The organism is Nonomuraea sp. NPDC048892, from assembly GCF_040649735.1.
Lineage (GTDB): Bacteria > Actinomycetota > Actinomycetes > Streptosporangiales > Streptosporangiaceae > Nonomuraea > Nonomuraea maheshkhaliensis.
Genome location: NZ_JBEZFZ010000042.1, coordinates 7,484 through 33,540 on the forward strand (window position 1 = coordinate 7,484; position 26,057 = coordinate 33,540).

Here is a 26,057-nt window from a genome sequence, read left to right on the forward strand (position 1 = left end):
CACGCGGCCCCACACGCGGCCCCACACGCGGCCCCACACGCGGCCCCACACGCGGCCCCACACGCGGCCCCACACGCGGCCCCACACGCGGCCCCACACGCGGCCCCACGTGCGCTCCTGCGGGCCTCAGCGGCAGCCGGCCACGATCCGGTCGGCCGCCTGCCGGTAGCGCTTCAGCAGCGCCACCTGCCGCTCCCTGGGCACGTCGTTCCTGGACAGGCCCGCGGTCGTCGTCCTGACGGTCTCCACAGCCTCCTGGAGCGAGCCGGGTAGCCTGGGGCCGAACTCCCGCGTCGTGCCGTGCACCTCCGCCAGGCGGCCCGTCAGGGCGTCCTCGAACGTCTGCCGCTCCTCCCGGCCGGCCGGCTCCAGCATGAGGCCCGCGTACCCGATGGAGGAGACCACGCGGGCGCACGGGCTGTCGGCGGGGTCGCCGCCGGTGCTGAACTTCTCGGCCGAGGAGGCGTCGTCCTGGCACCCGACGAGCAGGACGGGCAATATGAGCGCGACTGTCGCCAAACGTTTCACATCGGGTATTAAAAAACAGCGAAGGGGCCCCTCGGGAGGAGCCCCTTCGCCTTCTCGACCGTTTCGTTACCCGCGAACTACCGGCGAACTACCGGTGCACGCGGTCTTGCGTCATGCCTTGGCCAGCGTCCCGAGGTAGAGCTCGATGACCTTGGGGTCGTTGGCGAGCTGCTGGCCGGTGCCGGTGTAGGCGTTGCGGCCCTGGTCGAGCACGTAGCCGCGGTGGCAGATCTGCAGGCAGCGCCGCGCGTTCTGCTCCACCATGATCACCGTCACGCCGGCCTTGTTGATCTGCTGGGCCTGGATGAACACCAGGTCCTGCAGCTTGGGCGACAGACCGGCCGACGGCTCGTCGAGCAGCAGCACGGAAGGCTCGGTCATCAGGGCCCTGGCCATGGCCACCATCTGCCGCTCACCGCCGGACAGGGAGCCGGCGCGCTGCTTGCGCCGCTCCGCGAGCGCGGGGAACAGCTCGGCCACGAACTCGAAGCGCTCCTTGAACTTCCCCGGCACCTGGTAGGCGCCCATCTCGAGGTTCTCCTCGATGGTGAGGCTGGGGAAGACGTTGTTGGTCTGCGGCACGTAGCCGACGCCGCGGGAGACCAGCGAGTGCGCCTTCATGTTCGTGATGTCCTCGCCCTTGAGCAGGACCTTGCCGCTGCGGATGTTGACCAGGCCGAACATGGCCTTGAGCAGGGTCGACTTCCCGGCGCCGTTGGGGCCGATGATGCCGATCAGCTCGGCCTGCTTCACGTACAGGTCGGAGCCGTTGAGGATGTTGACGCCCGGCAGGTAACCGGCGATCAGCTCGTCGCAGCGCAGTACCGCGTCCTCGGCCCCGGCCAGGTGGGCGGAGCGGTCGGTGACGGCCGCCTTCGACTCGGCCGGCTCTTCGGCGTTCACTTCTGCGTCTCCTCCTCGATTTCGGCCTCCAGAGCGGCCTCAGCCTCCTGCAGCTGAGACTCCAGCTCGGTGTCCGAGAGCGGAGCGTCGTGGTGGGCGCCCAGGTAGGCGTCGATCACGCGCTCGTCCGACATGATCGTCGAGGGCGGGCCCTCGGCGATGACGGCGCCCTGGGCCATGACGATCACCCAGTCGCTGATGTCGCGGACCATGTCCATGTCGTGCTCGACGAACAGCACCGTCATGCCCTGCTCGCGCAGGTCCTTGACGTGACCGAGCAGCGACTGCGTCAGGGCCGGGTTGACGCCCGCCATGGGCTCGTCGAGCATGACCAGCTCGGGCTCGACCATGAGCGCGCGGGCCATCTCCAGCAGCTTGCGCTGGCCGCCGGAGAGCGATCCGGCGAAGTCCTCGCTCTTGGCGTCCAGCTTGAAGCGGACGAGCAGCTCCTCGGCGCGCTGGGTGATCTCGTCCTCCTGGCCGCGCCAGAAGCTGGGGATCATGGCCCGCCAGAAGCTCTCGCCCTTCTGCTTCTGGGCGCCCAGGCGCATGTTCTCCAGCACCGTCAGGCGCGACAGCGCCTTGGTGAGCTGGAACGTGCGCACCATGCCGTTCCTGGCGACCTTGTGCGCGGGGACGCCGTTCATGGACCGGCCGTTGAACGTCCACGCGCCGGAGTCGGCCGTGTCGAAGCCGGTGAGCTGGTTGAAGAAGGTGGTCTTGCCCGCCCCGTTGGGGCCGATCAGCGCGGTGATGGAGCCCCGCTGGATCTCGACGTGCTCCACGTCGACGGCGGTCAGGCCGCCGAAGCGGCGCACGACCTTGTCGACCACGAGGATGGGGTCGGGCTTGGGCACGCCCGGCTCGCGCGGCATGTCCTTGAACGCGGCCAGCGCGGACGCCTTCTTGCTGGCGGTCATCGTGTCATCGGGCATTGATGGCGATCTCCCTCTTGTCCCCGAAGATGCCCTGTGGCCGGATGACCAGCAACAGGATGAATCCGAGACCGACCAGGGCGTACCGGATGGGGCCTACCTGGGTGGTGGTCATGAACGGGATGAGCCCGTTGCGGACCAGCTCCGCGAGGGTGTTGCCGACGAAGACGAACAGCACCCAGAAGACCATCGCACCGACGACGGGCCCGAAGACGCGGGCCGCGCCGCCGAGGATGACGATGGTGTAGGCGAAGAAGGTCATCTCGGTGCCGAAGATGTCGGGCTGCACGGCGCCGTTGTAGAGGCCGTAGAAGAAGCCGGCCAGGCAGCCGATGATGCCGCCCAGCATAAGCGACTGCATCTTGTACGAGAACACGTTCTTGCCCAGGGCGCGTACAGCGTCCTCGTCCTCGCGGATGGCCTTGAGCACGCGGCCCCACGGGCTCTTCATCAGCAGGTAGACGACGAGGCAGCTGAGCAGCACCACGGTCCAGCCGACGGTGAGGAACCAGATGACGCGCTCGTCGAAGCCGAACGGGCCGACGCCGTAGTGGCCGGGCGGGAACGGGTTCATCGCGTAGAAGTCGCCGGTGAAGCCGCGCCGGCCGTCGGAACCGCCGAAGATGTCCTTGAAGTACACCGAGCGGAACACGAGCCGGACGATCTCCGCGGCCGCGATGGTGACGATCGCCAGATAGTCGGCGCGCAGCTGCAGCGTCGGGATGCCCAGCAGGAGCGCCAGGATCGCCGCTGCCGCCAGGCCGATCACGATGCCCATCCAGAACGGCAGGTTCATGACGGTGACGGCGACGGCCAGGCCGTAGCCGGCCACGGCCATGAACGCGGCCTGGCCGAAGTTGAGCAGGCCGGTGTAGCCGAAGTGGATGTTGACGCCGATCGCGGCAAGGCCGTAGACGACGGACTCCCAGCCGATGGCGGCGTGAACGGTGGTGGTGATGATCGTGAGCCAGTCCATGGTTACCCCCGTCACCCGATCCGCTCGCGGCGGCCCAGGATGCCCTGCGGCCTGAAGAGAAGCACGATGATCAGTACGGCCAGCGCGCCGACGGACTTCAGCTCCGGCGGCACCCACAGGGTGGACACCTGGATGAAGATGCCGACCACGAGCGAGCCGACCAGGGCGCCGAAGGCCGTGCCGAGCCCGCCGAGCGTGACGCCCGCGAAGATGAGCAGCAGGATGTCCTGGCCCATGGTGAACTTCAGCGACTGCGACAGGCCGAGCATGATGCCGGCCAGCGCGGCGATGGCGGAGCCCGAGGCCCAGATGATGCGGATGATGCGGTCGACGTTGATGCCGGAGGAGGCGGCCAGGGCCGGGTTGTCGGCCACGGCGCGCGCCGCCTTGCCGGTGCGGGTCTTCATCAGGGCGATGCCCACGACGATCAGGACCGCCAGCTCGATGCCGATGGCCCAGAGGTTCTTGGGCGCGGCGCTGATCGGGCCGATCTCGATGCCGGCCTGGGTGTTGTAGTCGGTGTAGCTGTCGGTCTGCGCGCCGAAGAAGAACTGGATGAGGTTGCGCAGCAGGATCGCCATACCGATCGAGATGATCATCATGGCGATGGTCCCGGTGCCGCGCTTGCGCAGCTGCCCCCAGAACAACCGGTCCTGGCCGTAGCCCAGGGCTCCCGAGACGATGATCGCGATGATCGCGGCCGGGATGAGCTGGAGGCCGAATCCGACGTTGAAGGCGTAGGCGATGACGGCTCCGAGCGTGATCAGCTCGCCGTGGGCGAAGTTGGTCAGGCCGGTGGTGCCGTAGATGAGCGACAGGCCGAGCGCGCCGAGGGCGATGATCAGGCCGAGGTTGACGCCCTCGAAGGTCAGCTGGGCCGCCTGCTCCCAGAACGTGCTCTGCCCGGTGTCCTCAGGGGCCGCCCCGGGAGCGGCCTTGGGCTGCAGCGCGAAGAGCACGGTGGAGCAGTTGTTCTCGTAGACGGTCGGCGTGCGGACGTTGCTGCCGCCGCGGACCTCCGAGTTCGCCGGCAGGCTGCTGGGGTCCAGGGTGACCTTGTACTTCCCCGGTTCGTCGACCTGAACGTCCCACGTGCCTTGTGCGTTACTCGTTACCTCCTCGACGGGTTGTCCGCCTTCGGTGGTGACAGAGATCTTGGCGCCGTTCACTGGCTGGCCTTGGAGTTTGAGTGTTCCCCTCAGTCCCTGACAGTCGGCCGGATCCGCATGGGCGGGCACGGCCAGCAGGAAGATGAGTCCACCCAGGAAGGCCGTGAACGCGATCACGGCTCTGCGCAATGGTGCTCCCTCGAAAGTAAGTCAAGGCGGGGTTGTACCCCTCCATCTCGACACGCGCATCGCAGGCACAACTGGGATGCAATGGCGGGAGCCTATTCTGGTGCCGCCCGTTTCAGTATCGTTCGTCACCAATTAGAGACATGTGTGTGTCACTGATGTGAGCAAACGTCGAGCCAGGTCAGGGGCTAAATCGAGCTTGACGCCTGGCGCTTCGACGGAACGAATCGGTAACGATCGCGGGGGAACGCGACGAGCCCGCGGGGTGGCCTTTGGGGCCGTGTCCGGTCTCATCCCTCTACGTGCGCGGAAGACCTCCGCGTACGCGGGGCCGGACACGTTTTCTACTAAGCCTCCCCGCGGGCTCTGGTGAAACAACCGTAGCGACCCGCGGGGGGCATGCGCAAAGGGTCGGTGAAAGTGACGTAAGGGTCAGCGGTCACGCAACATGCACGTGAGCCGCGCCGTGCAGACCCGCCGCCCCTGATCGTCGGAGATCTCGATGTCGTACGTCGCCAAAGTACGGCCTCCGTGCAGCCTGGTCGCGATCCCCGTGACGTGGCCCGAGGTCGCCGAGCGGTGATGGGTGGCGTTCAGCTCGATGCCTACGGCGATGCGGTCGGGACCGGCGTGCACGGCCGCGCCCACCGAGCCCAGCGTCTCGGCCAGCACCGCCGAGGCCCCGCCGTGCAGCAGCCCGTACGGCTGGGTGTTGCCCTCGACCGGCATCCGGCCCACGACCCGCTCGGGGCCGGCCTCGAGGAACTCGATGCCCATCCGGTCGGCCAGCGTGCCCTCGTGCAGGTCGTTGAACAGGGAGGCGTCGAGCGGATGGTCCAGGGGGTCGGTCTGCGTCAAGGGGACGCCTCCACTCTTTCGAGCTCAGGTTTTCTGTCGCAGACGCAGACTAGGCTGCGTACGTGCCGAAGAGTGAAGTGACCCCCAGCCGCCCGTGCCTGCTGCTGCTTGACGGGCATTCCCTGGCTTATCGCGCGTTCTACGCGCTCAAGGACGCCAACCTGATGACCACCGACGGTCAGCACACCGAGGCGGTCTACGGGTTCACCTCGATGCTGACCAACATCCTGCGCGACGAGCGGCCCACACACGTCGCGGTGGCCTTCGACCGGTCGGAGCCGACGTTCCGGCACGAGGAATACGCCGACTACAAGGCAAACAGGAGCGAGACGCCCGAGGACTTCCGCGGTCAGATGCAGCTCATCTACGAGCTGCTCGACACGCTGCGCGTGCCGCACCTGTCCAAGGCCGGCTTCGAGGCCGACGACCTCATCGCCACGCTGGCCACCCGCGCCGCCGCCGAGGGCATGGACGTCCTCATCGTCACCGGCGACCGCGACGCGCTGCAGCTGGTCGACGAGCACGTCACCGTGCTGATGACCCGGCGCGGCATCAGCGACATGACCCGCTTCACGCCCGAGGCGGTCGAGGAGAAATACGGCCTGACCCCCACGCAATACCCCGACTTCGCCGCCCTGCGCGGCGACCCCAGCGACAACCTGCTGAGCATCCCCAGCGTGGGGGAGAAGACCGCGGCCAAGTGGGTGCGCGAGTTCGGCTCGCTGACCGCGCTCGTCGACCGGGTCGACGAGGTCAAGGGCAAGGTCGGCGACAAGCTGCGCGAGCACGTCGCCCAGGTGCTGATGAACCGGCGGCTGACCGAGCTGCTGCGCGACGTCCCGCTGGAGGTGGAGCTGGGCGACCTCGTCCAGGGCACCTGGGATCGCGAGGAGATCAACAAGCTGTTCGACACCCTGCAGATCCGCGGCGAGCTGCGCGAGCGGGTCTTCAAGGTGCTCGGCACCGGCGAGCAGGAGCCCGAGCAGGGCTTCGAGGTCGAGACCGTGCTGCTCGGCCCCGACCGGGTCCAGGGCTGGCTGGCCGCCCTGCCCGAGGGCCGCGCCGGGCTCGCCTTCAAGGGCGTCTACGGCAGCGGCACCGGCCGCATCGACGGCATCGCCATCGCCTCGCCCGACGGCACCGCCGCCTACATCGACCCCGTCAAGCTCACCGAGGCCGACGAGGCGGCCCTGCGCGCCTGGCTGGGCGACGAGATCAGGCCCAAGGCCGTCCACGACGCAAAGGGCCCCATCCTGGCCCTGTGGGCACAGGGCATGGAGCTGCGCGGGCTGAGCTGCGACACCGCGCTGGCCGCCTACCTCGCCATGCCGGGGCAGCGCACGTTCGCCCTCGAAGACCTCGCCCGCCGCTACCTCCACCGCGACCTGCGGGCCGAGGAGGAGCCGAGCGGGCAGGCCGCGCTGTTCGGCGACGACGAGGACGCCCCGGCCAAGGACCTCGCGCTGCGCGCCCACGCCGTGCTGGAGCTGGCCGAGAGCCTGGAGACCTTCCTGGCCGGGCGCGGCGGCACCCAGCTGCTGGCCGACGTGGAGCTGCCGCTGCTGTCGGTGCTGGCCGAGATGGAGCGCGCGGGCATCGCCGTCGACAGCGCCTACTTCACCGGCCTTGAGGCCGAGTTCGGCGCCGCGGTCAAGCACGCCGTGGAGGAGGCCCACCGCTCGGTCGGCGAGCAGTTCAACCTGGGCTCGCCCAAGCAGCTGCAGGAGATCCTGTTCACCCGGCTCAATCTGCCCAAGACCAAGAAGATCAAGACCGGCTACAGCACCGACGCCGACCAGCTCGCCTGGCTCGCCACCCAGACCGAGCACGAGCTGCCGACGATCATGCTGCGCCATCGCGACCAGCAGAAGCTGCGCACCACCGTCGAGGGCCTGATCAAGGAGATCTCCGACGACGGGCGCATCCACACCACGTTCAACCAGATCATCGCCGCCACCGGCCGGCTGTCGTCAGAAAAGCCCAACCTGCAGAACATCCCGATCCGCACCGCCGAGGGCCGCCGCATCCGGCAGGGCTTCACGGTCGGCGAGGGCTACGAGACGCTGCTGACCGCCGACTACAGCCAGATCGAGCTGCGCATCATGGCTCACCTGTCCGGCGACGAGTCGCTGATCGCCGCGTTCGAGTCCGGCCACGACTTCCACCAGGCCACCGCCGCCCGCGTCTTCGACCTGCCGCCCGAGCAGATCGACGGCGAGCTGCGGGCCCGCATCAAGGCGATGAACTACGGCCTGGCCTACGGGCTGTCCGACTTCGGGCTGTCCGGGCAGCTCAACATCCCGGTGGCCGAGGCGCGGGCGCTGAAGGAGGAATACTTCCAGGAGTTCGGCGGCGTGCGCGACTTCCTGCACGCCATCGTCTCCCAGGCGCGCACCGACGGCTACACCGAGACGATCATGGGCCGCCGCCGCTACCTGCCCGACCTCACCAGCGACAACCGCCAGCGGCGCGAGATGGCCGAGCGGATGGCGCTCAACGCGCCGATCCAGGGCTCGGCCGCCGACATCATCAAGGTCGCCATGCTCCACGTGCACCAGGCGATCCGCGAGGAGGGGCTGGCCTCCCGGATGTTGCTGCAGGTGCACGACGAGCTCGTGTTCGAGGTGGCGCCGGGCGAGCTGGAGACACTCAAGCAGCTCGTCCGCGACCAGATGAACGCCGCCTACACCCTGCGGGTGCCGCTGGAGGTCTCGGTGGGCGTCGGGCGTACGTGGGAGGACGCGGGCCACTGAGCCCGGGCCGCTGAGCCACTGCGGCGCGTAGGCGGGGTGCTGAGGCCGCGGTGGCACGGCGGCGGGTCTTCGGGGCGGGACGGCCGGGCGTGCGGCCTCTGCACTAGTCTGGAGCGGATTTCACCGATAGGCCGGGAGTTCTGTGCGGCTACCAGCTTCCCTCATGCGCATCATCGGGCTGGCGAACGTGGTGGTGATCTCGGTCGCCATCGTCGGGCTGAGCCTCTTACCCGGCGAGCCGCGGCCGCACGCCGAGCCCCGTGAGACGGCCACCGTCGGGGGCGGCGACGGCGGCGCCCGGCCGCCCGCCACGCCCACCCCCGTCGGCCTGCCGCCCGGCGTGGTCTCCACGCCGGAGTTCGCCCGGCAGGTGCACGCCAACGAGGCGGGGCTGGTGCCGGTGCTGATGTACCACCGCATCCTGGCCAAACGGCTCGCCTCGCTCGACCGCACGCCCGCCCAGCTCAGGAAGGAGCTGGAGAAGCTGGCCAAGCGGGGCTACGTGCCGATCACCGCCAGGGAGTTCGTCCGCGGCGAGATCCACGTGCCGGCGGGCAAGTTCCCGGTCGTGCTGACGTTCGACGACGGACATCCCAGCCACTTCGGGCTGGACGCCCACGGCAACCCCCGGCCCGACACGGCCGTCGGCGTCATCCACGACGTCGCCTCGCGTTATCCCGGCTTCCGGCCGGTGGCCACGTTCTGGGTCAACAAGGAGCCGTTCGGGCTGCGTGACCACGACTCCCAGGCGGCCGCCGTACGGTGGCTGACCGAGCACGGCCACGAGGTGGCCAACCACACCTGGACCCACCCCAACCTGCGGATGCTCAAACGCAAGAAGGTCCGCGAGCAGATCGTCAGGATCGAACGGCTGCTGAAGAAGCTCGGCGCGCCGCCCTCGGAGACCATGGCCCTGCCGTACGGATCCATGCCGCGAGGCAAGAAGTCCGCCAGAAGCGGATCATGGGACGGTACGAGGTATGATTTCGCGGGCGTGTTCCTCGCGGGAGCCGAGCCGTCACTTTCGCCCTACGCGAAAAAGTTCGACCGTGGTGCGATCCAGCGCATCCAGAGCAACGGCAAGAAGGGCGAGTGCCGCAAGTGGTGCTCGCAGTACTGGCTCGACTGGCTGGACAGGCACCCTGGTGAGCGCTACGTCAGCGACGGCGACCCGGACCGGATCTCCATCCCGGAGAAACGGCGCGGTAATATCGTCGCCAAGCGAGGGCTCCAGGTCATCGCCTACTGAGTCCTCCCCGGATTGACCCAGTGGCGATGGTCTCATATGCTGATCGCTGCGCTGTGGGCTCGCGCGCGCCTCAGACGGAGCGGGCTCGCGCTCGGTCACGTCGATGTCGTAATTCCTCGGCTTGATGCGGAAGAGGGCCTGCCGCGCATCCGCCACATCGACATCCTGTCCGCGTTCGGAGCAATTCCACACATGACGTCCAGCACTGAGGCCACCTCGAGCACCCCGCAGGTAGCGGTCAACGACATCGGGTCCGAGGAAGCCTTCCTCGCGGCGATCGACGAGACCATCAAGTATTTCAACGACGGCGACATCGTCGAGGGCACCGTCGTCAAGGTCGATCGAGACGAGGTTCTTCTCGATATCGGCTACAAGACCGAGGGAGTCATTCCCTCGCGCGAGCTTTCGATCAAGCACGATGTCGATCCTGCTGACGTCGTGGAAGTCGGAGAGCACGTCGAAGCCCTCGTCCTCCAGAAGGAGGACAAGGAGGGCCGGCTGATCCTGTCCAAGAAGCGCGCTCAGTACGAGCGGGCCTGGGGCACGATCGAGAAGATCAAGGACGAGGACGGCATCGTCACCGGCACCGTCATCGAGGTCGTCAAGGGCGGCCTCATCCTCGACATCGGCCTGCGGGGCTTCCTGCCCGCGTCCCTCGTCGAGATGCGCCGGGTCCGCGACCTGCAGCCGTACGTCGGCCGCGAGCTCGAAGCCAAGATCATCGAGCTCGACAAGAACCGCAACAACGTGGTTCTGTCGCGCCGCGCCTGGCTGGAGCAGACGCAGTCCGAGGTCCGCCAGACGTTCCTCAACACCCTCCAGAAGGGGCAGGTCCGCAAGGGCGTCGTCTCCTCGATCGTCAACTTCGGTGCGTTCGTGGACCTCGGCGGCGTCGACGGCCTGGTCCACGTGTCCGAGCTGTCCTGGAAGCACATCGACCACCCGTCCGAGGTGGTCGAGGTGGGCCAGGAGGTCACGGTCGAGGTCCTCGACGTCGACATGGAGCGCGAGCGCGTCTCCCTGTCGCTCAAGGCCACCCAGGAAGACCCGTGGCAGCAGTTCGCCCGCACCCACCAGATCGGCCAGGTCGTGCCGGGTCGCGTCACCAAGCTGGTGCCGTTCGGCGCGTTCGTCCGGGTCGAGGAGGGCATCGAGGGCCTGGTCCACATCTCCGAGCTGGCCGAGCGCCACGTGGAGATTCCGGAGCAGGTCGTCCAGGTCGGCGACGAGATCTTTGTCAAGATCATCGACATCGACCTCGACCGTCGCCGCATCAGTCTCTCGCTGAAGCAGGCCAACGAGGGCGTCGGCACCGAGGTCGAGTTCGACCCGACCCTCTACGGCATGGCGGCCACGTACGACGACCAGGGCAACTACATCTACCCCGAGGGCTTCGACCCGGAGACCGGGGAGTGGCTCGAGGGCTTCGACAAGCAGCGCGAGGAGTGGGAGCGGCAGTACGCCGAGGCCCAGACCCGCTTCGAGGCCCACAAGAAGCAGATCGAGGAGGCCCGCAAGGCCGAGGCGGAGGCCGGCGAGGCCGCTCCCTCGTCCTACAGCGGCGAGACGCAGGCCCCGCAGGGCGGCTCCTCCTCGTCGGCTCCGGCCAGCGGCGCGCTCGCCTCTGACGAGGCGCTCGCGGCTCTGCGCGAGAAGCTCGCGGGCGGCCAGAGCTGAGGTCCCTGACCTCGGCCGCCTGAGGCACCGCTAGAAACGAAAGGCCCCGCATTCGTGCGGGGCCTTTCGCGTATTCCTGCCGGATCTTCTCTCGCGTGCCCGTACGGGAACGTGCCGAGCCTTTGCGTGCCTGTCGCATGCCTGTTGCGGTGCCCGCACGGGAAAATCCGCCGCGCGAAGACGGGTAACGCGGAAGCAGGCTTTCCGCAAGGTCTTCTACCGTCACCGGCATGAACGAGATCAAGCCCTTCCGTATCGATATCCCGCAAGCCGACCTCGACGACCTGCGCGAACGGCTGCGGCGCACCCGGTGGGCGGCGCAACTGCCCGGCGGCTGGAGCAGGGGCGTGCCCGTGGCGTACCTGCGGGACCTGGCCGACTACTGGGCCGACGGGTTCGACTGGCGCGCCCAGGAGACCAGGCTGAACGCGTTCGCGCAGTTCACCACCACCATCGACGGCCAGCCCATCCACTTCGCGCACGTGCGCTCACCTGAGCCGGACGCGCTGCCGCTGATCATGACGCACAGCTGGCCGAACTCCGTCGCCGAGTTCCTCGACGTCATCGGGCCGCTCACCGACCCGCGCCGGCACGGACTCGACCCCGGCATCGCCTTCCACGTCGTGGCCCCGTCGCTGCCCGGCTTCGGCTTCTCGCCGTTCCCAGAACCCGCCGACGAACGGCCGTGGAGCATTGACCGCGTGGCCCGCACCTGGGCGGAGCTGATGCGCCGGCTCGGGTACGAGCGCTACGGCGCGCACGGCAACGACGCGGGCGCGCTGGTCACCCCGCGGCTGGCCGCCCTGGCCCCCGAGCGCGTGGCCGGCTCGCTCATCACGGCCGGGCTCGGCATCCCCACCGGCGACCCGGCGCAGCTGGAGGGGCTCTCCGACGAGGAGCTCGCCGAGCTGAAGGAGCTGACCGCGTGGATGGGGCAGGGCAGCGGGTACGGGCCGTACCTGGCCGCCAGGCCGCAGACGCTCGCGTACGGGTTCGCCGACTCGCCGGTGGCGCAGCTGGCGTACCTGGTGGAGAGGTACAAGGAGTTCGACGGCTGGGGGCCGGGGACCGAGCCGATCGACCGGGACCTCGTGCTGACCAACGCCGCCCTGTACTGGCTGACGGAGACCGGCGGCTCCTCGTCGTGGACGTACTACGAAGGGGCGGCCGGGCTGCCCGCCGACCAGCGCGCCGTGCCCACCGGGGTGACACACGGAGGGCCCGCGGCGATGCGGCGGATCGCGGAGCGCGGGAACGACATCGTCTACTGGGGAACGGCGCAGAGCCCCAGCCACATGGTGGCCATGGCGGCACCCGGGCCGCTGGTGGACGGCATACGCGCATTTTTCCGGATAGTGCGCTGAGGGGTGGCGAGATTTTACCCACCGCTCTTTGCAAGGCTCTGACCTGCGGGGTTGTCTCCTGGGAGACTGTCGTCCTGCTGTTGGTCACGACTTTCTCGGGGGCTATGCGGTGGGTATGGTTCAGCGATCTCTCCGGGCTACACCCCTCCGGCCGCTCCTTCTGACGGCGCTGACGACGGCCCTGATGACGACCCCGGCAGCGGCCCCAGCCACCAAGGTCACGGTCGGCACCGCCACGGCCACCACTGCTACGCCCGGCACTGTCACGGATCGGGAGCGTTCCGGACAGGTCGGGCCGTGGCTCATGTCGGTCGAAGTTACCGCCAATCGGGCGGAATCCCGGCAGGTGGGGCGGCGGCTCATGCCGATCGGGACTGGCACCGGTCACGGGGATTCCCGACAGGTCGGGCAACAGCCTGTACCGGCCGCCACCGTCGTAGCCGCCGCTCCTGCGGTCGGCACTGCGACGGCTGCGATTGGAACCGTCACAGCCGCCGGCACCGCCGGCACCGCCGGCACCGTCTCCACGGCCAGCACGGCCAGCGCCGTCACCATAGCCCCGCCGCCGACCTCCGGTGCGGTGACCCGCAATCACGGGTCTTCCGGGACGGGGGTTCGCGACCAGAGGCTCTCCAGTGGTGAGGTCCGGGACTACGGATCCTCCGGCGTGGAGGTTCGCGATCGAGGGTCCTCCAGCGGTGGGGTGCGGAACTCCGGGACCTCCGGCGCGGAGATTCGCGATCACGAGTTCTCCCGGGCGGAGGTGCGTGACGTGGGGTTTTCCGGGCGGCAGGTGCGTGCCTCCGGGCTTGCCGGCATGCCCGTGGTGGCTGGGCTCGTTGGTGTGCCCGTGGTGGCCGGGCCTGGGGGAGCGCGGCCGTGGGTTTCTCCTTCGCCGCCGCCTTCGGGTCGTTTCGTGGGCGACGGGAGCGGGGTGGTGTGGCGGGACTGTGGTGACGGGTTGCAGTGCGCGAAGCTGTCCGTGCCTGTCGACTGGGCCGTCCCACGCGGTCCCCGTACCGAGGTCGATGTGGCCAGGATGTCCGCGCGTGACCCCGCCCGCAGCCTGGGCCCGCTGGTCGTGAACATCGGTGAGGACTCCACCGTCCAGGGTGTGCGTGCCAGGCCCGACACCGTCAGCGAGCTGGCGCGGTGGTTCGATGTCGTGTTCGTCGAGGGGCGCGGGTTCGGTGACCGGGGGAGCGCCGCCATGGTGCGGTGCTCCGTGCCGCCGCCCGATCCGCGCCGGATCCAGCTCGTTTCCGGCCCGGCCGCCTGGCGCGCCTACGCCCGCGACAACGCCGCCTACGACCGCAGTTGCCGGGTCGCCGCCGGTCCCGCGTACGCCGGCTTCACCTCCTGGCAGGTGGCGCACGACCTCGACGCCCTGCGCGCCGCGCTCGGTCAGGACCGGCTGCGGTACTTCGGCAACGCGTACGGGGCGGTGTACGGGCGGGCGTACGCGGAGTTGTTCCCGCGCCGGGTCGGGCGGATGTACCTGGAGGGGCTGCCCGACCACCCCGGGACCGGTCTGGGACGGCGGCTGATCGCCCACGCCCGCGCGGCCGAACGCCGGCTGTCGGCTTTCGGCGACTGGTGCGCCAACCAGCCGGGCTGCCCCCTCGCGGACGACGACGCCGTGGCGGTGCTCGACGACCTCCTCGAACGAGCACCGTCGGCCGCGAACCCGTCCGGCCGGCTGGGCCAGGCGGGTCCGGGGCACGGGGTGGGTGTGGTGAGCGGCTACCAGGTGGTGGCCGCCGTGCTCGCCGGGCTCACCCCGCAGCGCTGGCCGGAACTGGCCCGGGCACTGGCGGCGGCCGAAGCGGGTGACCTGCGCGCGCTGGCCGCGATGGCGTCCGTGTCACGCCCGGCGGAATCAGGGACGGTGGCCCGCTCGACGTGGTGTCACGACTTCATGCCGGTCGTGCCCGGCTACCGGCGCTTCCTGGCGATGGAGTCACGCCTGCGCGCCGTGGCTCCGCGCGTCGGCTGGCTGACCGGCCGCCACGAGCTCGCCCGCTGCCTGGGCCTGCGACCCCTCCCACCCCGCCCCGCGACACCGGCCACAGCGATGGACGACGGTCAGGGGAGTGCCACCGGGCGCGAGGACTCCACAGCGCGGGTGACGGCACCCGAAATCGAGCGCCCTACGGTGCGGGTGCCGGCCGGAGGCGACGGCTCTGCGGTGCGGCGGGTGACGCCTGGAGACGAGGGCTCCGTGATGCCGGTGACGTCTGGCGGCGAGGGGCCTGCGTCGCCGGGTGCGGCGGCTGAGGGTGAGAGATTCGTGGTGCCGGTGGTGGCTCTGGGGAGGTCGTCGGTGCTGGTCGGGATCGGCAGGCTGGATGCGGGCAACCCGCCTGCCGCCGCTGCCAGGGCCGCCAGGCGGATCCCCGGGGCGAGGGTGTTGTGGCACGGCGACGGTCAGGACGCGTACCTGCTGCAGGGGGCCGGCAAGCTGCGTGCCGCCTGCCTGCGTGCCCGCGTCCACGACTACCTCGTCAACGGCGTGCTGCCCAGGCCGCGCACCCTGTGCCCCGGAGAGCTCACGGCCGGGCGCTTCCACTGAGGTGAGCTCGCGGCTGGGCGCATCCCCCTGGGATAGGGTGCTGGACGTGGTGATCGAACGGGCGGTGGCGGCGGACGCGGGCGAGATCCTCACCCTGCAGCGGGCGGCGTACGTCAGCGAGGCGCAGCTCTACGGCGACCCCTACATCCCGCCGCTGGTCGAGTCGCTGGAGCAGGTGCGCAAGGTCATCGAGAGCGCGGTCGTGCTCAAGGCGCTCGACGGAACCCGGATCGTCGGCGCGGTACGCGGGCAGTTGTCCGGCGCGACCTGCCTGGCCGGCCGCCTCGTCGTCGCTCCCGACCGGCAAGGTCAGGGGGTGGGCACGGCGCTGCTGCACGCGTTGCATGAGCAGGTGCCGGAGGCGACGGCGTTCGACCTGTTCACCGGTCACCTGTCGGAGGGAAACCTGCGGCTCTACCGCCGTCTGGGCTATCGGGAGACGAGCCGCGAGCGGATGGACGACCACCTGACGATGGTCTACCTGCGCCGGACGCCGGATGGAGCCCTTCCATCGCGGTGACGTCGACCCAAGTCGCGCCCTTGATCAAGCCCTACGCTGCGGCGGCCTAAGCCGTCTGTGAGCGGGCCCTTTCGCCGCACCGACCACGGGCTCCACGCCGTCCGTGAGCGAGCCCTTCCGTCGTCGCAGCGATCACGGCCTACGTCGTCCGTGATCGACCCTTCGTGATGGACCCGTGTGCCCCGAGGGTGGATAGGCTGCAACAGTGCTGAAAATCGGGCTTACCGGCGGCATCGGCTCCGGCAAGAGCGAGGTGTCCAAGCGGCTGTCGGCCAAGGGCGCGATGGTGATCGACGCCGACAAGATCGCGCGTGAGGTGGTCGAGCCCGGTACGCCGGGCCTGGCCCGGGTGGTGGCCACGTTCGGTGAGGAGGTGCTCCGACCGGACGGCTCGCTCGACCGGGAACGGCTCGGCTCCGTGGTGTTCGCCGACTCCGAGCGGCTGGCGGCGCTCAACGCGATCGTCCACCCGCTGGTCGGGGAGCGGGTGGCGCAGTTGCAGCAGGAGGCCGACAACGACACGATCATGGTGTACGACGTGCCGCTCCTGGTGGAGAACAACCTGGCGCCGATGTACGACGTGATCATCGTCGTCGACGCGCCGGACGAGCTGCGTATCAGGCGGCTGGCCGAGTATCGCGGCATGCCGGAGGCCGACGCCAAGGCCCGCATCGCCGCCCAGGCGAGCCGGGAGGACCGGCTGGCCGCAGCCGACATCGTGATCCCGAACGACGGCCCGCTGGAGGAGCTGGACGATCGGGTCGAGGACGTCTGGGCCGAGCTGGTACGTCGAGCCGCCCGCGGTTGACCGGATCTGGGCCGGGTTCGCTGCACCGGGCCGCCTGCGCCGGAGCGAGTCTGGCCGTGCCGTCCGCCGGTTGACGGGATGACTTTCTTCCATGACCATCGGAAAGATCGTCCGACAAGGTTCGTGGAAGGACCCGCCGATGCCGCGCCCAACGCCCTGGCGTGCCGCCTTACTCGCCTTGACCCTCACCCTGAGCGTGATCGTCCCCGGGCTTCCGGCCGCCGCGGCGACGCAGTCGTTCCGCAATCCGGTCAATCCGTCGGCGGACCCGAGCCTGATGTACCACGCGGGCAACTACTACGTGGCCACCACGCGCGGCGACCGCATCGGCATCTGGCGCTCGCCCAGCCTGGCCACGCTGCTGGCCGCCCCCGAGCAGGTCGTCTGGCGCGACAGTGACGGCAGCCGCAACACCCAGATGTGGGCCCCGGCCTTCCGTCACGTCGGATCGCGCTGGTACATCTACTACACCGCCTCCGACGGCGTGGACGCCAACCACCGCATGTACGTGCTGGAATCGGCCGGCGACGACCCCATGGGCCCGTACGCGTTCAAGGCCAAGATCGCCGACTTCGGCGAGTACGCCATCGACGGCGAGCCCATCACCCACAACGGCCAGTCCTACTTCGTCTGGACAGGGCCGGGACGCGGCATGGGCGGGCCCGCGCAGCTCTACATCGCCAGGATGAGCAACCCATGGACGGTCACCGGCGGCCGGGTCGCGATCCCGGCCGACGGCGGCTGCGCGGAGGTGCGCGAGGGGCCGACGCCGCTCTACCGCAACGGCAGGACGTTCCTCACCTACTCCACCTGCGACACCGGCAAGCCCGACTACCAGCTCTGGATGAAGAGCATCGCCGACGGCGCTGACCCGATGGTGGCGGCGAACTGGCGGCAGCACGCCGGGCCGGTGTTCTCACGGAACGACGCGACGGGCGTGTGGGGGCCTGGCCACCACTCGTTCTTCCGCTCGCCCGACGGCACCGAGGACTGGATCGCCTACCACGGCAAGAACACGAGCACGTACACCTACGACTTCCGCACCACCCGGGTGCAGCGGTTCGGCTGGAACGCCGACGGCACCCCGAACTTCAGCCGGCCGCTCGCCGCGGGCGCCACGCAGCAACTGCCGTCCGGCGATCCCGGCGCGGCCACGTCGGTGATCAACGACTTCGATCCGCAGGTCGTCTACGCCGGCTCGTGGCAGTCCGGGTCGGGCTGCGGCAACCAGTGCTTCCGGAGCAACGACCACTGGAGCGGCCAGGCCGGCGCGACCGCGACGGTCAGTTTCACCGGCACCCGCGTGGCGCTGCTGAGCGTGCGCGACCGGGGCAACGGCATCGCGGCCATCTCCATCGACGGCGGCCCCGAGCAGCGCGTCGACTACTACAGCGGCATCCGGGTGGGCGAGCAGCTCAACTACCTGAGCCCGGTGCTGGCGCCCGGCGCGCACACGCTGCGGGTGCGGGTGACCGGCGAGCGCAACCCCGCCTCGGGCAGCACGGTGATCAGCATGGACCGCATCGAGGTCTTCTGAGCGTTCAGAAGAGGGGTTCTGAACGCTCAGAAGGGGGAGTCGAGCGGCACCTGCCGCACCCCGGGCAGGTAGGGGTCGAGCTCGCCCAGCTCGAACCGCGACATCCCGACGACGTGCCAGAACTGCCCGGCGAAGTCGCCCTGCACCTTGTAGCGGCCGTCGGGCGCCAGGGCGGCCCAGCCCTCGGCCAGGCCGAGCAGGGTCGCCCGGCGTTCGCCGCCCTCCCAGAGGATGACCACGCCGTCGTCGCCGGCGCTGGCCAGCAGGTCGGACGCAGGGCTGTAGGCGACCGACAGCACCCGGCGGGCGTGCCCGGCCAGCGTGTGCCGGGGGCGGCCTGTGGCGGTGTCCCAGACGCGTACGAGCAGGTCGTCGCCCCCCGTGGCCAGGTGCCGGCCGGAGGCGTCGAACGCCACGCTCCACAACCGCCCGCCGGCATGGGTGAGCGTGTGCAGCAGGCGCGGCTGCCACGGCTGGCCGGGGCGCAGCTCCCACAGCAGGGCCCGGCCGTCGTTGCCCGCGCTGGCGAGGTGGCGGCCGTCGGGGGAGAAGGCCACGGAGTAGACCCGGTCGGTGTGCCCCTCCAGGGTCGCCACCCGGCCGCCGGAGGCGACGTGCCAGAGGCGGACGAGCTTGTCGTCGCAGCCGGTGGCCACATAGCCGCCGTCAGGGCTGAACGCGATCGAGCGCACCCGCCCCCGATGGTCGGTGAGGTGGCCCGCCAGCCGCCCCGTCGGGCGGTACCAGATGCGCACGCTGTCGTCGTCGTTGGCCGTGGCCAGCAGGTCGCCGTCGGGGCTGAACGCCTCGGCCCACACGTGCTCGGTCTCGGCGTGCAGCTCGCGCTCGTAGTCGCCGGTGGCGGCGTTCCAGAAGTGCACGCCGCCGTCGTTGCTGGCGGTGGCCAGCGTCGGCCCCGCCGGCGAGAACGAGGCCGAGACCAGCCGGTCGGCGGTGCCGGTGAACTCGCGCAGCCGCCGCGCGGTGCGCGGCTCCCACAGGCGCACGATGCCGTCGTTGCCGCTGGTGGCCAGCATCGTGCCGTCGGCGCTGAACCTGACCGAGGAGATCCGCCGCCCGTGGCCGCGCAGCACCCGCTGGCACTGGCCGCTGTCGGGGTCCCACAGGCGCACGGTGCCGTCGTTGCTGCTGGTGGCGAGCTGGCGGCCGTCGGGGCTGAACGCGAACGGCCACACCGAGCTGCGGTGCCCGGTGAGCTCGATCTGCCGGCCGCCGCCGAGCCGCTGCAGGCGTACGGAGCCGTCGGAGTCGCCGGTCGCCAGCACCTGCCCGTCGGGGCTGAAGGCGACCTGGTAGACGGCCGCCGCGTGGGTGAGGTGCACGCCGCGGGACTCGCCCGACGGGTCCCACAGGCGGACGCTGCCCGCCGTGTCGCCGGTCGCCAGCAGCGAGCCGTCGGGGGCGAAGGCCACGCAGTAGACGCTGCCCAGGTGGCCGTGCAGCTCGTGCAGCAGGCGCCAGGTGGCGGTGTCCCAGAGCCGGACGGTGCCCGCCTCGTCGCCGGTGGCCAGCAGCGAGCCGTCGGGGCTGTGGACGGCGCGGTAGACGCTGCCCCGGTGCTCGCCGAGGGTCTCGCGCACCTTGCCCGAGCGCAGGTCCCAGACGCGCACCACGCCCGCCGAGTCGCCGATGACCAGCGACGAGCGGCCGAAGGAGGCGGTGAACACGGGGGCCTGGTGCCCGGCCAGCTCGTGCACGAGCCGGCCGGTGGCGCTCTCCCACACGCGGACGACGCCGTCGCCGCCGCCCGCGGCCACCAGCTCGCCCGAGGCGTCGAAGCGGACCGGCCAGACGCCGTCGGGGTGGCCGCGCAGGCCGCGCAGGGGCTCGCCGGTCATCGCGTCCCACAGCAGCACGTTGCCGTCGCTGGCGCCGGTGGCCAGCAGGCCGCCGGCGAACGTGACCGCGTACACCCGGCCCTGGTGTCCCTGCAGCGTGCGCACCGGAGCGCCGCCCGCGCACAGGAGCACGCCGCCGTCCTCGTTGCCGATCGCGAGCGTGGAGCCGTCGGGGCTGTAGGCGATCGGCTCGGGCAGGCGGCTGGTCTGGAAGTGGTAGCCGTACGGGACGCCGATGCCGGCCGGCGCGAACTGCACCTCGACCGGCTGCCCCGGCACCACTGCCGCGCCCGGCAGGTGCGGCAGCGTGCCGGTCACGTCGATCAGCGCGGCCCGGTGCCAGCGGGCGCCCTCGACCGCGGCGTCGCTCAGGTCGACCCGCGCCAGCCGCGCCCCCGACAGGTCGGCGCCGCGCAGGTCGGCCCCGGTGAGCTGGGCGCCGTCGAGCCGCGCGCCCACCAGCCTGGCCTCGCGCAGGGTCGCCCTGGACAGGTTGGTGCCCGCGAGCGTCGTCTCCGACAGGTCGGCGCCGGTGAGGTCGACCTCCCGCAGGTCTCTGGCCGACAGGTCCTCGCCCTTCAGGTTGGCGCCGCGCAGGTCGGTACGGGCGGGCGTGCGCAACCTGGCGGCGACCTTGACCGCGTTGGCCTTGGCCAGGTCGTCGGGCTGAGGATTGGCCACCCAGGCGCGCAGCGCGCGTACGTCGGCCAGGTCGCACAGGAACTCCACGGTCAGCGCCGACAGCGGCCGCAGCGACAGCAGGACCGGGTTGTCCAGGGTGGTGGCGATGTGGCGGGCGATCAGCCACTCCATCACCGACGCGTGGATGAACCCGAACATCCCCTCCTCGGTACGGACCAGCAGGCTGCCCGAGCCCATCCGGAACGCGGCGTGCGCGGCCGAGAGCTGCCCGTCGGCCAGGTCGGTCAGCGTCTCGCCGATCTCGGTCAGCTCGTCCACGCCCAGCAGCGCCTCGCCGCTCTCCCACAGCCGCACCGCCAGCGCCGTCACCACCCGCCACAGCTCCTCGACGGTCAGCGCCACGGCCGAGCCGGGGACGCGGGCGCGCCGCTCCTCGAAGGCCAGCCACGAGGTGAGGATCTCCTCGTACAGCAGCGCCGGGCTGATCGTGTGGCGGGCCTCGGCGACCGTGCGCAGCCGGTCGGCGTCGAGGTCGGCGATGAAGCTCAGCATGCGCGGGTTCTGGGCCAGCGCGAGCAGGTCCTCGATCTCGGCCATCAGCGACATGCGGGCGCCGGCCTCGTCGCCCTCGGCGAACCTGTTGGCCAGGTAGGAGCGGATCTGGTCGTGCGTGAAATCCTCGACGCCCAGGACCCGCCGCTGCGGCAGCACGCCCACCATCTCGCCGAGCGAGGTCAGCACCTGGCTGTGCGACTTGAAGTGCTGGGTGCGGCTGGCCACCACGATCTTGGCTTTGTCGTCGGCCGCCGCCAGCAGCGTGGACAGGTGGTCGGCCGCGCGGTCGTAGGTCAGCCGGGTCACCAGCTCGTCGAACCCGTCGAACAGCAGCACGATCCGGCCCTGCCGCAGCAGGTAGCGGAACGCCTTAAGGTCGATGACCTCCTCGCCGTGGCTCGCCAGATGGGCCGCGACCAGCGCGTCGACCGAGTGGGCCTTGTCGAGGGCGCGCAGCTCGATCAGGATCGGCGTCAGATGCGGCAGCTCGGCGGGGATGCGGCGGGCCAGCTCGCGCAGCGCGAACGTCTTGCCGTGGCCGAAGTCGCCCAGCAGCAGCAGGAACCGGCCGTGGTCGGCGGCCAGCAGGCGCATCAGCTCGTCGGTCAAGCCGTGCTTGACCTGGCTGCCGGGGCGGTCGAGCTCGCGGTAGCGCTGCGGCACGTACAGGTGGGGCGGGTAGCGGCGGTCGTTCGTCAGGCGGGCGGTCTGCTCGCTGACGTAGCCGCTCAGGTCGAGCAGCCCCTGGAACTCGGTGAAGCTGCGCAGCCGCACGCCCTTGCGCATCAGCTCGTCGCGCAGCGCGCGGGAGGCGGGCGGCCCCTGGTAGACCAGCTCGGCGGGCAGGCCGGCGGCGTGGGCGCGCCGGGCGAAGTCGTTGGCGGCCTCCTCGGCGGCGTCGCCCGCGTACGCGCCGATCATCGTCTGGCGGACGAACCCGTCTTCCGGGTGGGTGACCACCAGATGGGTGTCGAACCTGCGGATTCTGGCCCGCTCGTGCCGGGCCTCGCAGACCTCGGTGATGCGGTCGAGCAGCAGCTCCACCGGGCTCGGCTCGCGCTCGGCCGCCCTGGGCGCGGGCGCGGCGGCGGGCGGGCTCTGGCCGGTGAACGTGGTCCCGGCGGCCCGCCAGCGGGAGCGGAGCAGCTGGGGCCGCCCGTCGGGCTGCCCGTCCGGCCGCCAGAGGCGCAGCCCGTCGGGGCCGATCTCGACGACCTGGTGCCGCCCTGAGCGCGGCGCGGCGATCCGGCCTTCGGCCCCCTCCCCGGTGCCGCCGTGGAGGAGCAGGTTGAGCCGGTGGCCCAGCAGCCGTTCGAACGTCTGGAGGTCGCGCAGCTCGCCCGGCGGATGGCCGAGCACGCCGAGACGCAGCCAGGCGTCCTCCTCGAACTGCCGCAGCCGCTCGGCGAACCACGCTGCCTGGCCCTCCCCGAGCAGCGCGTACGCGTCACGCTCCAGATGGCTCATCGCCATCGTCGAGTTGAGCCCCGCCACGACCACCTTCAGATCGGGGACCTCGAACAGCGTCCACGGCTGCGCGGCGTCGAACACCCGGTCGTCCAGCCCCTGGTAGACCTCGCCGAACAGGGTCGCGAAGTGGCGCCACTTGGGCCAGTAGGGGGGTTGCGGGCTGACGTCGTCGGCCTCGCACGTCATGAAGTACGCGCTCGCGGCGGCCTTGGTCACGTCGCGCGGGCCGGGCAGCAGGATCAGCCGGTGCGGCTCCAGCCCGATCAGCAGCCGCAGGTCGGTGATGAACCGGGTCGCCTGCCCGAACTGCCCGAGACTGCCCGACTCGGTCAGGTCGCCGCTGACGACCATGAGGTCGGGGCGGGGCATGCCGCGGTCGTACATGGCGGTCAGATCGGCCCAGATGCGCGCCTGCATGTCCTCCGGCGTGAACGGGTCACCGGGGTCGGGCAGCGCCCGGCCGAACCTGGGGCCGCCGATGTGCAGCACGCTGATCGACTCGCGCCCGCGGTCGTCGCCCGCCGCCGGCGGGAACTTCGGCGCGGTGACCGGCGAGCGCCGCGCCCTGGCCCGCTCGGCGGGCGGCGGCAGCGTCGGCGGGGACGGCGGCACCCGGGAGCCGTCGGGGAAGGCCGGCGCGGCCTCCGGCTTGGCCCGGCCGGACATCGCCTCGCTGACCCGGCTGAGCAGCTGCGCCCTGGCCTGGCCTGGGTCGGTGACGCCGAGCAGGTCGACCCACGTGATCGTGGACAGCAGGCCCTCGACCTGGACGTCCTCCAGCCTGATCGTGACGAGCTTGTTGGACGGGTTGTCGGGGTCGGCGCGCAGCGCGGCCTGCCACTCCATCCGCCCGTAGCGGGAGCCGAGATAGTTGCGTGAGAGCACGGCCACGACCAGCTGCGCCTCGCTGACCCCGCGGTCCATGAAGTCGATGAAGTTGGTGCCGGGCACGAAGTCCCACGCCTGGATCATGGTCTTGTAGCCGGCCGCCTCCAGCTCCCAGGCGATCCAGGTCGCCCATGCCGTGTCGGCGGGGGAATAGCTGACGAAGATCTCGGTCGGCCTGCCGTCACGTGCCATCTGCCCAGTATCCCCCGGGGATGCGGGCACGGGATCGGCATTTTTCCCGGCGGTGGTGCTCGGGTGTCGCGGCCTCCTGGCGGTGTGCCGTCATCCTCGGGTATCGCGCCTCCCGGCGGTGTGCGATCATCGTCGGGTGTTGCGGCGTCTCGGCGTGCTCGACCTGGTCAGGGTCGGGCTGCTGCTTCTCGGTCTGGTCTTCGTGGCGACCGGGCTGCTGCCCTGGGCCGAGGCGGTCGAGAGCCTCACCGAGATCGGCCCGCTGCTGGTCTTCCTGGTCGCGATCATCCTGCTGGCCGAGCTGACCAAGGAGGCCCAGGTCTTCGACGCCATCGCGGCGAGGATGGCGGTGCTCGGACGCGGCAACTACGCCGCCCTCTTTTTTCTTTGTACCGCTTTCGCGTCTTTTGTCACGATATTTCTGAACTTGGACACGACGGCGGTCCTGCTCACCCCGGTCATGCTCGCCCTCGCCCCCCGGGCCCGCATCGCCGCCCTCCCCCTGGCCATGACCACGATCTGGCTGGCCAACACGGCCAGCCTGCTGCTGCCGGTGTCCAACCTGACGAACCTGCTCGGCATCAAGAAGATCGGCCTCGACGCCCAGGAGTTCGCCGCCCGCATGTGGGCCCCCCAGCTCGCCGCCATCGCGGTCACGATGGCGTTCCTGTGGGCGTTCTACTGGCGCCGCGGCGAGCGCCGCGACCTGCGCTACACACCGCCGATCCTGGAGCCCGTGGCCGACCGCGCGCTGTTCACCGCCGCCTCGGCCGGATGCCTGCTGTTCATCGCCCTGCTGCTGTTCAAGGCGCACGTCGCCATCGCCGCCACCGCTGCGGCCGCCATCGTCCTGGCGGCCTTCCTGCTGCGCGCCCGCGAGCGCCTGACCTGGAGCCTGGTGCCCTGGCAACTGCTCATCTTCGTGACCGGCCTTTTCCTGGTCGTGCCCACGCTCAGCAACCACGGGCTGTCCGCCCTGATGAGCTGGATGATCGGTGTCGAGGGCGACCCCTACCGCGCCGCCGCGGTGGGCGCGGGACTGTCCAACCTGATCAACAACCTGCCCGCCTACCAGGCCGTCCAGCTCGTCATCCCGGCCACCGACCGGGACCTGCTGCTGGCACTGCTCGTCGGCACCAACGTCGGCCCGGTCATCACCCCGTGGGCCTCGCTGGCCACGCTGCTGTGGTTCGAGTCGTGCCGCCGCCACGGGGTCAAGGTCCCGATGCGGCGCTTCCTGCTCACCGGCGCCGGGCTGGCCGTCGTCGGCCTGCTCGTGACGGTGTGGACGCTGGTCCGGTTCGGCTGATACGGGTTCAGGCGGCGGCCGGCTCGTAGGCGACGGCGACCGCGTCCAGGGCCCAGCGCATCCGGCGCACGTACGTCTCGGGGTGGTCGCCGGCCTCCTGCGCCACGTACGCCGCGCACCAGGCCGGGTCGCCGCCGCACGCGCACAGCCGCTCGTCCACGGCCGCCCGGATCCGGTAGGCGGACAGCTCGTCGGACGGCTGCAGGGTGGTGGCGAAGAGCACCTGCGCCAGCTCGGTCGTGGTCATCATGTCGGGCTCCTCTCCGCGTGGTGCCGTTGGTGCGGCACTCTCTAATAAGACGTCGAACGGCGGCGGAACTCATCGACAAAAGACACACATTATCCGTGCACTTTTCCTCACCCCAGAAGGGAGAGAAGTGCAGGCATGGTGCTGGGGTGTGCCGCGACGAAGCTGCGCGTCTGCGAGACGTCCACACACTCCTCGTACGGCCCGCCGTCCAGCTCCCGGATCTCGGCCCCGGCCTCCAATGCCAGCAGCGCCCCCGCGGGCAGGTCGACCACCCCGGCCCGGTAGCCCACGACGCCGTCGATGTCGCCGCGCGCCAGCATCGCCCACGCCAGCAGCGGCGCCCACAGCTGCAGCACCCGGCGCGCGTTGAGGTCGAGCGCCGTCCTCAGCCGCCGCAGGGTGGGGTCGTCCCTGGGGATACCGTACCCCTGGATCCAGGCCAGCAGCGGCCCCTGCGGGTGCGGCCGGTGCACGGCGGACAGGCGCGCGCCCGACGAGGCCACGGCGCCCCGCCCTCGCACGGCCGACCACGTGCACGCCGAGACCGGGTCGTGCACCACGCCGAGCTGAGGCAGTCCGTCGCGGCACAGCGCCAGGCCCACGACGTAGGCGGGCAGCCCGATCGCCACGTTGTTGGTGCCGTCGAGCGGGTCGACCAGCCACGTCCACTCGCCGCCCGCCGCCCCGACCAGCCCCGACTCCTCGGCGATCACCGTGTGCGACGGGTACGCCGTCAGGATCCGGTCCAGCAGCAGCCGCTCGGAGGCCAGGTCGAGATCGGTCACCACGTCACCCGCCTCGCCCTTGGCCCGCACGCCCAGCGCCCCCCGCGTGCCCTTCAGCAGCAGCGCGCCCGCCGCCTCCGCGGCCTCGACAGCGATCTTGCGAGCGTGGTCCAGGTCCATCGCAGTGCCCTC

Annotated in this window: 19 protein-coding genes; 10 read left to right on the forward strand and 9 right to left on the reverse strand. The window is 70.7% G+C overall.

Going from position 1 to position 26,057, the window contains the following annotated elements; all coding sequences use genetic code 11:
* Window positions 1-239 (forward strand): PT domain-containing protein (locus AB0C28_RS52715; protein WP_358084664.1); only part of this gene is annotated, 239 nt, incomplete at its 5' end.
* Here AB0C28_RS52715 and AB0C28_RS52720 read toward each other — a convergent pair.
* The 6 genes from AB0C28_RS52720 to AB0C28_RS52745 form a co-directional block, all read right to left on the reverse strand.
* Entirely contained in the window at window positions 127-528 is a 402-nt protein-coding gene (locus AB0C28_RS52720) for a hypothetical protein (RefSeq protein WP_357860672.1), read from the reverse strand. The genes AB0C28_RS52715 and AB0C28_RS52720 overlap by 113 nt on opposite strands.
* A gap of 111 nt (window positions 529-639) precedes the next feature.
* Window positions 640-1,431, reverse strand: a complete 792-nt coding sequence (locus AB0C28_RS52725) for an ABC transporter ATP-binding protein (RefSeq protein WP_346109917.1) — start codon at window positions 1,429-1,431, stop codon at window positions 640-642.
* Entirely contained in the window at window positions 1,428-2,351 is a 924-nt protein-coding gene (locus AB0C28_RS52730) for an ABC transporter ATP-binding protein (RefSeq protein ID WP_357860719.1), read from the reverse strand. The genes AB0C28_RS52725 and AB0C28_RS52730 overlap by 4 nt, the downstream gene beginning before the upstream one ends.
* A gap of 4 nt (window positions 2,352-2,355) precedes the next feature.
* Window positions 2,356-3,342 carry a branched-chain amino acid ABC transporter permease gene (locus AB0C28_RS52735; protein WP_357860668.1) on the reverse strand — a complete coding sequence of 329 codons (987 nt, stop codon included), beginning with the start codon at window positions 3,340-3,342 and terminating at the stop codon, window positions 2,356-2,358.
* Between the two features lie 11 nt (window positions 3,343-3,353).
* On the reverse strand, window positions 3,354-4,640 hold the full coding sequence (locus tag AB0C28_RS52740; RefSeq protein ID WP_357860665.1) for a branched-chain amino acid ABC transporter permease: 1,287 nt from the start codon (window positions 4,638-4,640) through the stop codon (window positions 3,354-3,356).
* A 429-nt stretch (window positions 4,641-5,069) separates the two neighbouring features.
* The gene (locus AB0C28_RS52745) at window positions 5,070-5,453 is read right to left on the reverse strand and encodes a hotdog fold thioesterase (protein ID WP_357860716.1); all 384 of its coding nucleotides are present in this window, start codon (window positions 5,451-5,453) and stop codon (window positions 5,070-5,072) included.
* A 104-nt stretch (window positions 5,454-5,557) separates the two neighbouring features.
* Here AB0C28_RS52745 and polA point away from each other — a divergent pair, with 104 nt between their 5' ends.
* From polA to AB0C28_RS52785, 8 genes are all read left to right on the forward strand, one after another.
* Window positions 5,558-8,248: a DNA polymerase I gene (polA, locus tag AB0C28_RS52750; protein WP_358084667.1), complete on the forward strand. Its 2,691-nt coding sequence runs from the start codon at window positions 5,558-5,560 to the stop codon at window positions 8,246-8,248.
* A gap of 163 nt (window positions 8,249-8,411) precedes the next feature.
* Window positions 8,412-9,497, forward strand: a complete 1,086-nt coding sequence (locus AB0C28_RS52755) for a polysaccharide deacetylase family protein (protein WP_358084669.1) — start codon at window positions 8,412-8,414, stop codon at window positions 9,495-9,497.
* A 192-nt stretch (window positions 9,498-9,689) separates the two neighbouring features.
* Window positions 9,690-11,174, forward strand: a complete 1,485-nt coding sequence (rpsA, locus tag AB0C28_RS52760; RefSeq protein WP_357860713.1) for a 30S ribosomal protein S1 — start codon at window positions 9,690-9,692, stop codon at window positions 11,172-11,174.
* Between the two features lie 230 nt (window positions 11,175-11,404).
* Window positions 11,405-12,538, forward strand: a complete 1,134-nt coding sequence (locus AB0C28_RS52765; RefSeq protein ID WP_358084673.1) for an epoxide hydrolase family protein — start codon at window positions 11,405-11,407, stop codon at window positions 12,536-12,538.
* Between the two features lie 916 nt (window positions 12,539-13,454).
* Window positions 13,455-15,110 (forward strand): alpha/beta fold hydrolase, encoded by a 1,656-nt coding sequence (locus tag AB0C28_RS52770; RefSeq protein ID WP_358084676.1) that lies wholly within the window; start codon window positions 13,455-13,457, stop codon window positions 15,108-15,110.
* Between the two features lie 49 nt (window positions 15,111-15,159).
* Window positions 15,160-15,630, forward strand: a complete 471-nt coding sequence (locus tag AB0C28_RS52775; RefSeq protein ID WP_357860710.1) for a GNAT family N-acetyltransferase — start codon at window positions 15,160-15,162, stop codon at window positions 15,628-15,630.
* Between the two features lie 205 nt (window positions 15,631-15,835).
* Window positions 15,836-16,438 carry a dephospho-CoA kinase gene (gene coaE, locus AB0C28_RS52780; RefSeq protein WP_357860648.1) on the forward strand — a complete coding sequence of 201 codons (603 nt, stop codon included), beginning with the start codon at window positions 15,836-15,838 and terminating at the stop codon, window positions 16,436-16,438.
* A 139-nt stretch (window positions 16,439-16,577) separates the two neighbouring features.
* Window positions 16,578-17,975, forward strand: a complete 1,398-nt coding sequence (locus tag AB0C28_RS52785) for a glycoside hydrolase family 43 protein (protein ID WP_358084679.1) — start codon at window positions 16,578-16,580, stop codon at window positions 17,973-17,975.
* A gap of 26 nt (window positions 17,976-18,001) precedes the next feature.
* Here the strand turns inward: AB0C28_RS52785 and AB0C28_RS52790 are convergent, their stop codons facing one another.
* Window positions 18,002-23,581: a TIR domain-containing protein gene (locus AB0C28_RS52790; RefSeq protein ID WP_358084682.1), complete on the reverse strand. Its 5,580-nt coding sequence runs from the start codon at window positions 23,579-23,581 to the stop codon at window positions 18,002-18,004.
* Between the two features lie 136 nt (window positions 23,582-23,717).
* Here AB0C28_RS52790 and AB0C28_RS52795 point away from each other — a divergent pair, with 136 nt between their 5' ends.
* Window positions 23,718-24,890 (forward strand): SLC13 family permease, encoded by a 1,173-nt coding sequence (locus tag AB0C28_RS52795; RefSeq protein ID WP_357860639.1) that lies wholly within the window; start codon window positions 23,718-23,720, stop codon window positions 24,888-24,890.
* 7 nt (window positions 24,891-24,897) lie between these two features.
* Here the strand turns inward: AB0C28_RS52795 and AB0C28_RS52800 are convergent, their stop codons facing one another.
* The gene (locus tag AB0C28_RS52800) at window positions 24,898-25,140 is read right to left on the reverse strand and encodes a hypothetical protein (protein ID WP_357860636.1); all 243 of its coding nucleotides are present in this window, start codon (window positions 25,138-25,140) and stop codon (window positions 24,898-24,900) included.
* A gap of 107 nt (window positions 25,141-25,247) precedes the next feature.
* Window positions 25,248-26,045, reverse strand: a complete 798-nt coding sequence (locus AB0C28_RS52805) for an inositol monophosphatase family protein (RefSeq protein ID WP_358084686.1) — start codon at window positions 26,043-26,045, stop codon at window positions 25,248-25,250.
* Between the last annotated feature and the right edge of the window lie 12 nt (window positions 26,046-26,057).

Excerpts from the sequence above, each read along its gene's own strand:
- AB0C28_RS52730 (WP_357860719.1), bottom strand. The coding sequence starts at position 2,351 with ATGACCGCCAGCAAGAAGGCGTCCGCGCTGGCCGCGTTCAAGGACATG.
- AB0C28_RS52735 (WP_357860668.1), bottom strand. The coding sequence starts at position 3,342 with ATGGACTGGCTCACGATCATCACCACCACCGTTCACGCCGCCATCGGC.
- AB0C28_RS52755 (WP_358084669.1), top strand. The coding sequence starts at position 8,412 with ATGCGCATCATCGGGCTGGCGAACGTGGTGGTGATCTCGGTCGCCATC.
- rpsA (WP_357860713.1), top strand. The coding sequence starts at position 9,690 with ATGACGTCCAGCACTGAGGCCACCTCGAGCACCCCGCAGGTAGCGGTC.
- AB0C28_RS52765 (WP_358084673.1), top strand. The coding sequence starts at position 11,405 with ATGAACGAGATCAAGCCCTTCCGTATCGATATCCCGCAAGCCGACCTC.
- AB0C28_RS52785 (WP_358084679.1), top strand. The coding sequence starts at position 16,578 with ATGCCGCGCCCAACGCCCTGGCGTGCCGCCTTACTCGCCTTGACCCTC.
- AB0C28_RS52790 (WP_358084682.1), bottom strand. The coding sequence starts at position 23,581 with ATGGCACGTGACGGCAGGCCGACCGAGATCTTCGTCAGCTATTCCCCC.
- AB0C28_RS52800 (WP_357860636.1), bottom strand. The coding sequence starts at position 25,140 with ATGATGACCACGACCGAGCTGGCGCAGGTGCTCTTCGCCACCACCCTG.
- AB0C28_RS52805 (WP_358084686.1), bottom strand. The coding sequence starts at position 26,045 with ATGGACCTGGACCACGCTCGCAAGATCGCTGTCGAGGCCGCGGAGGCG.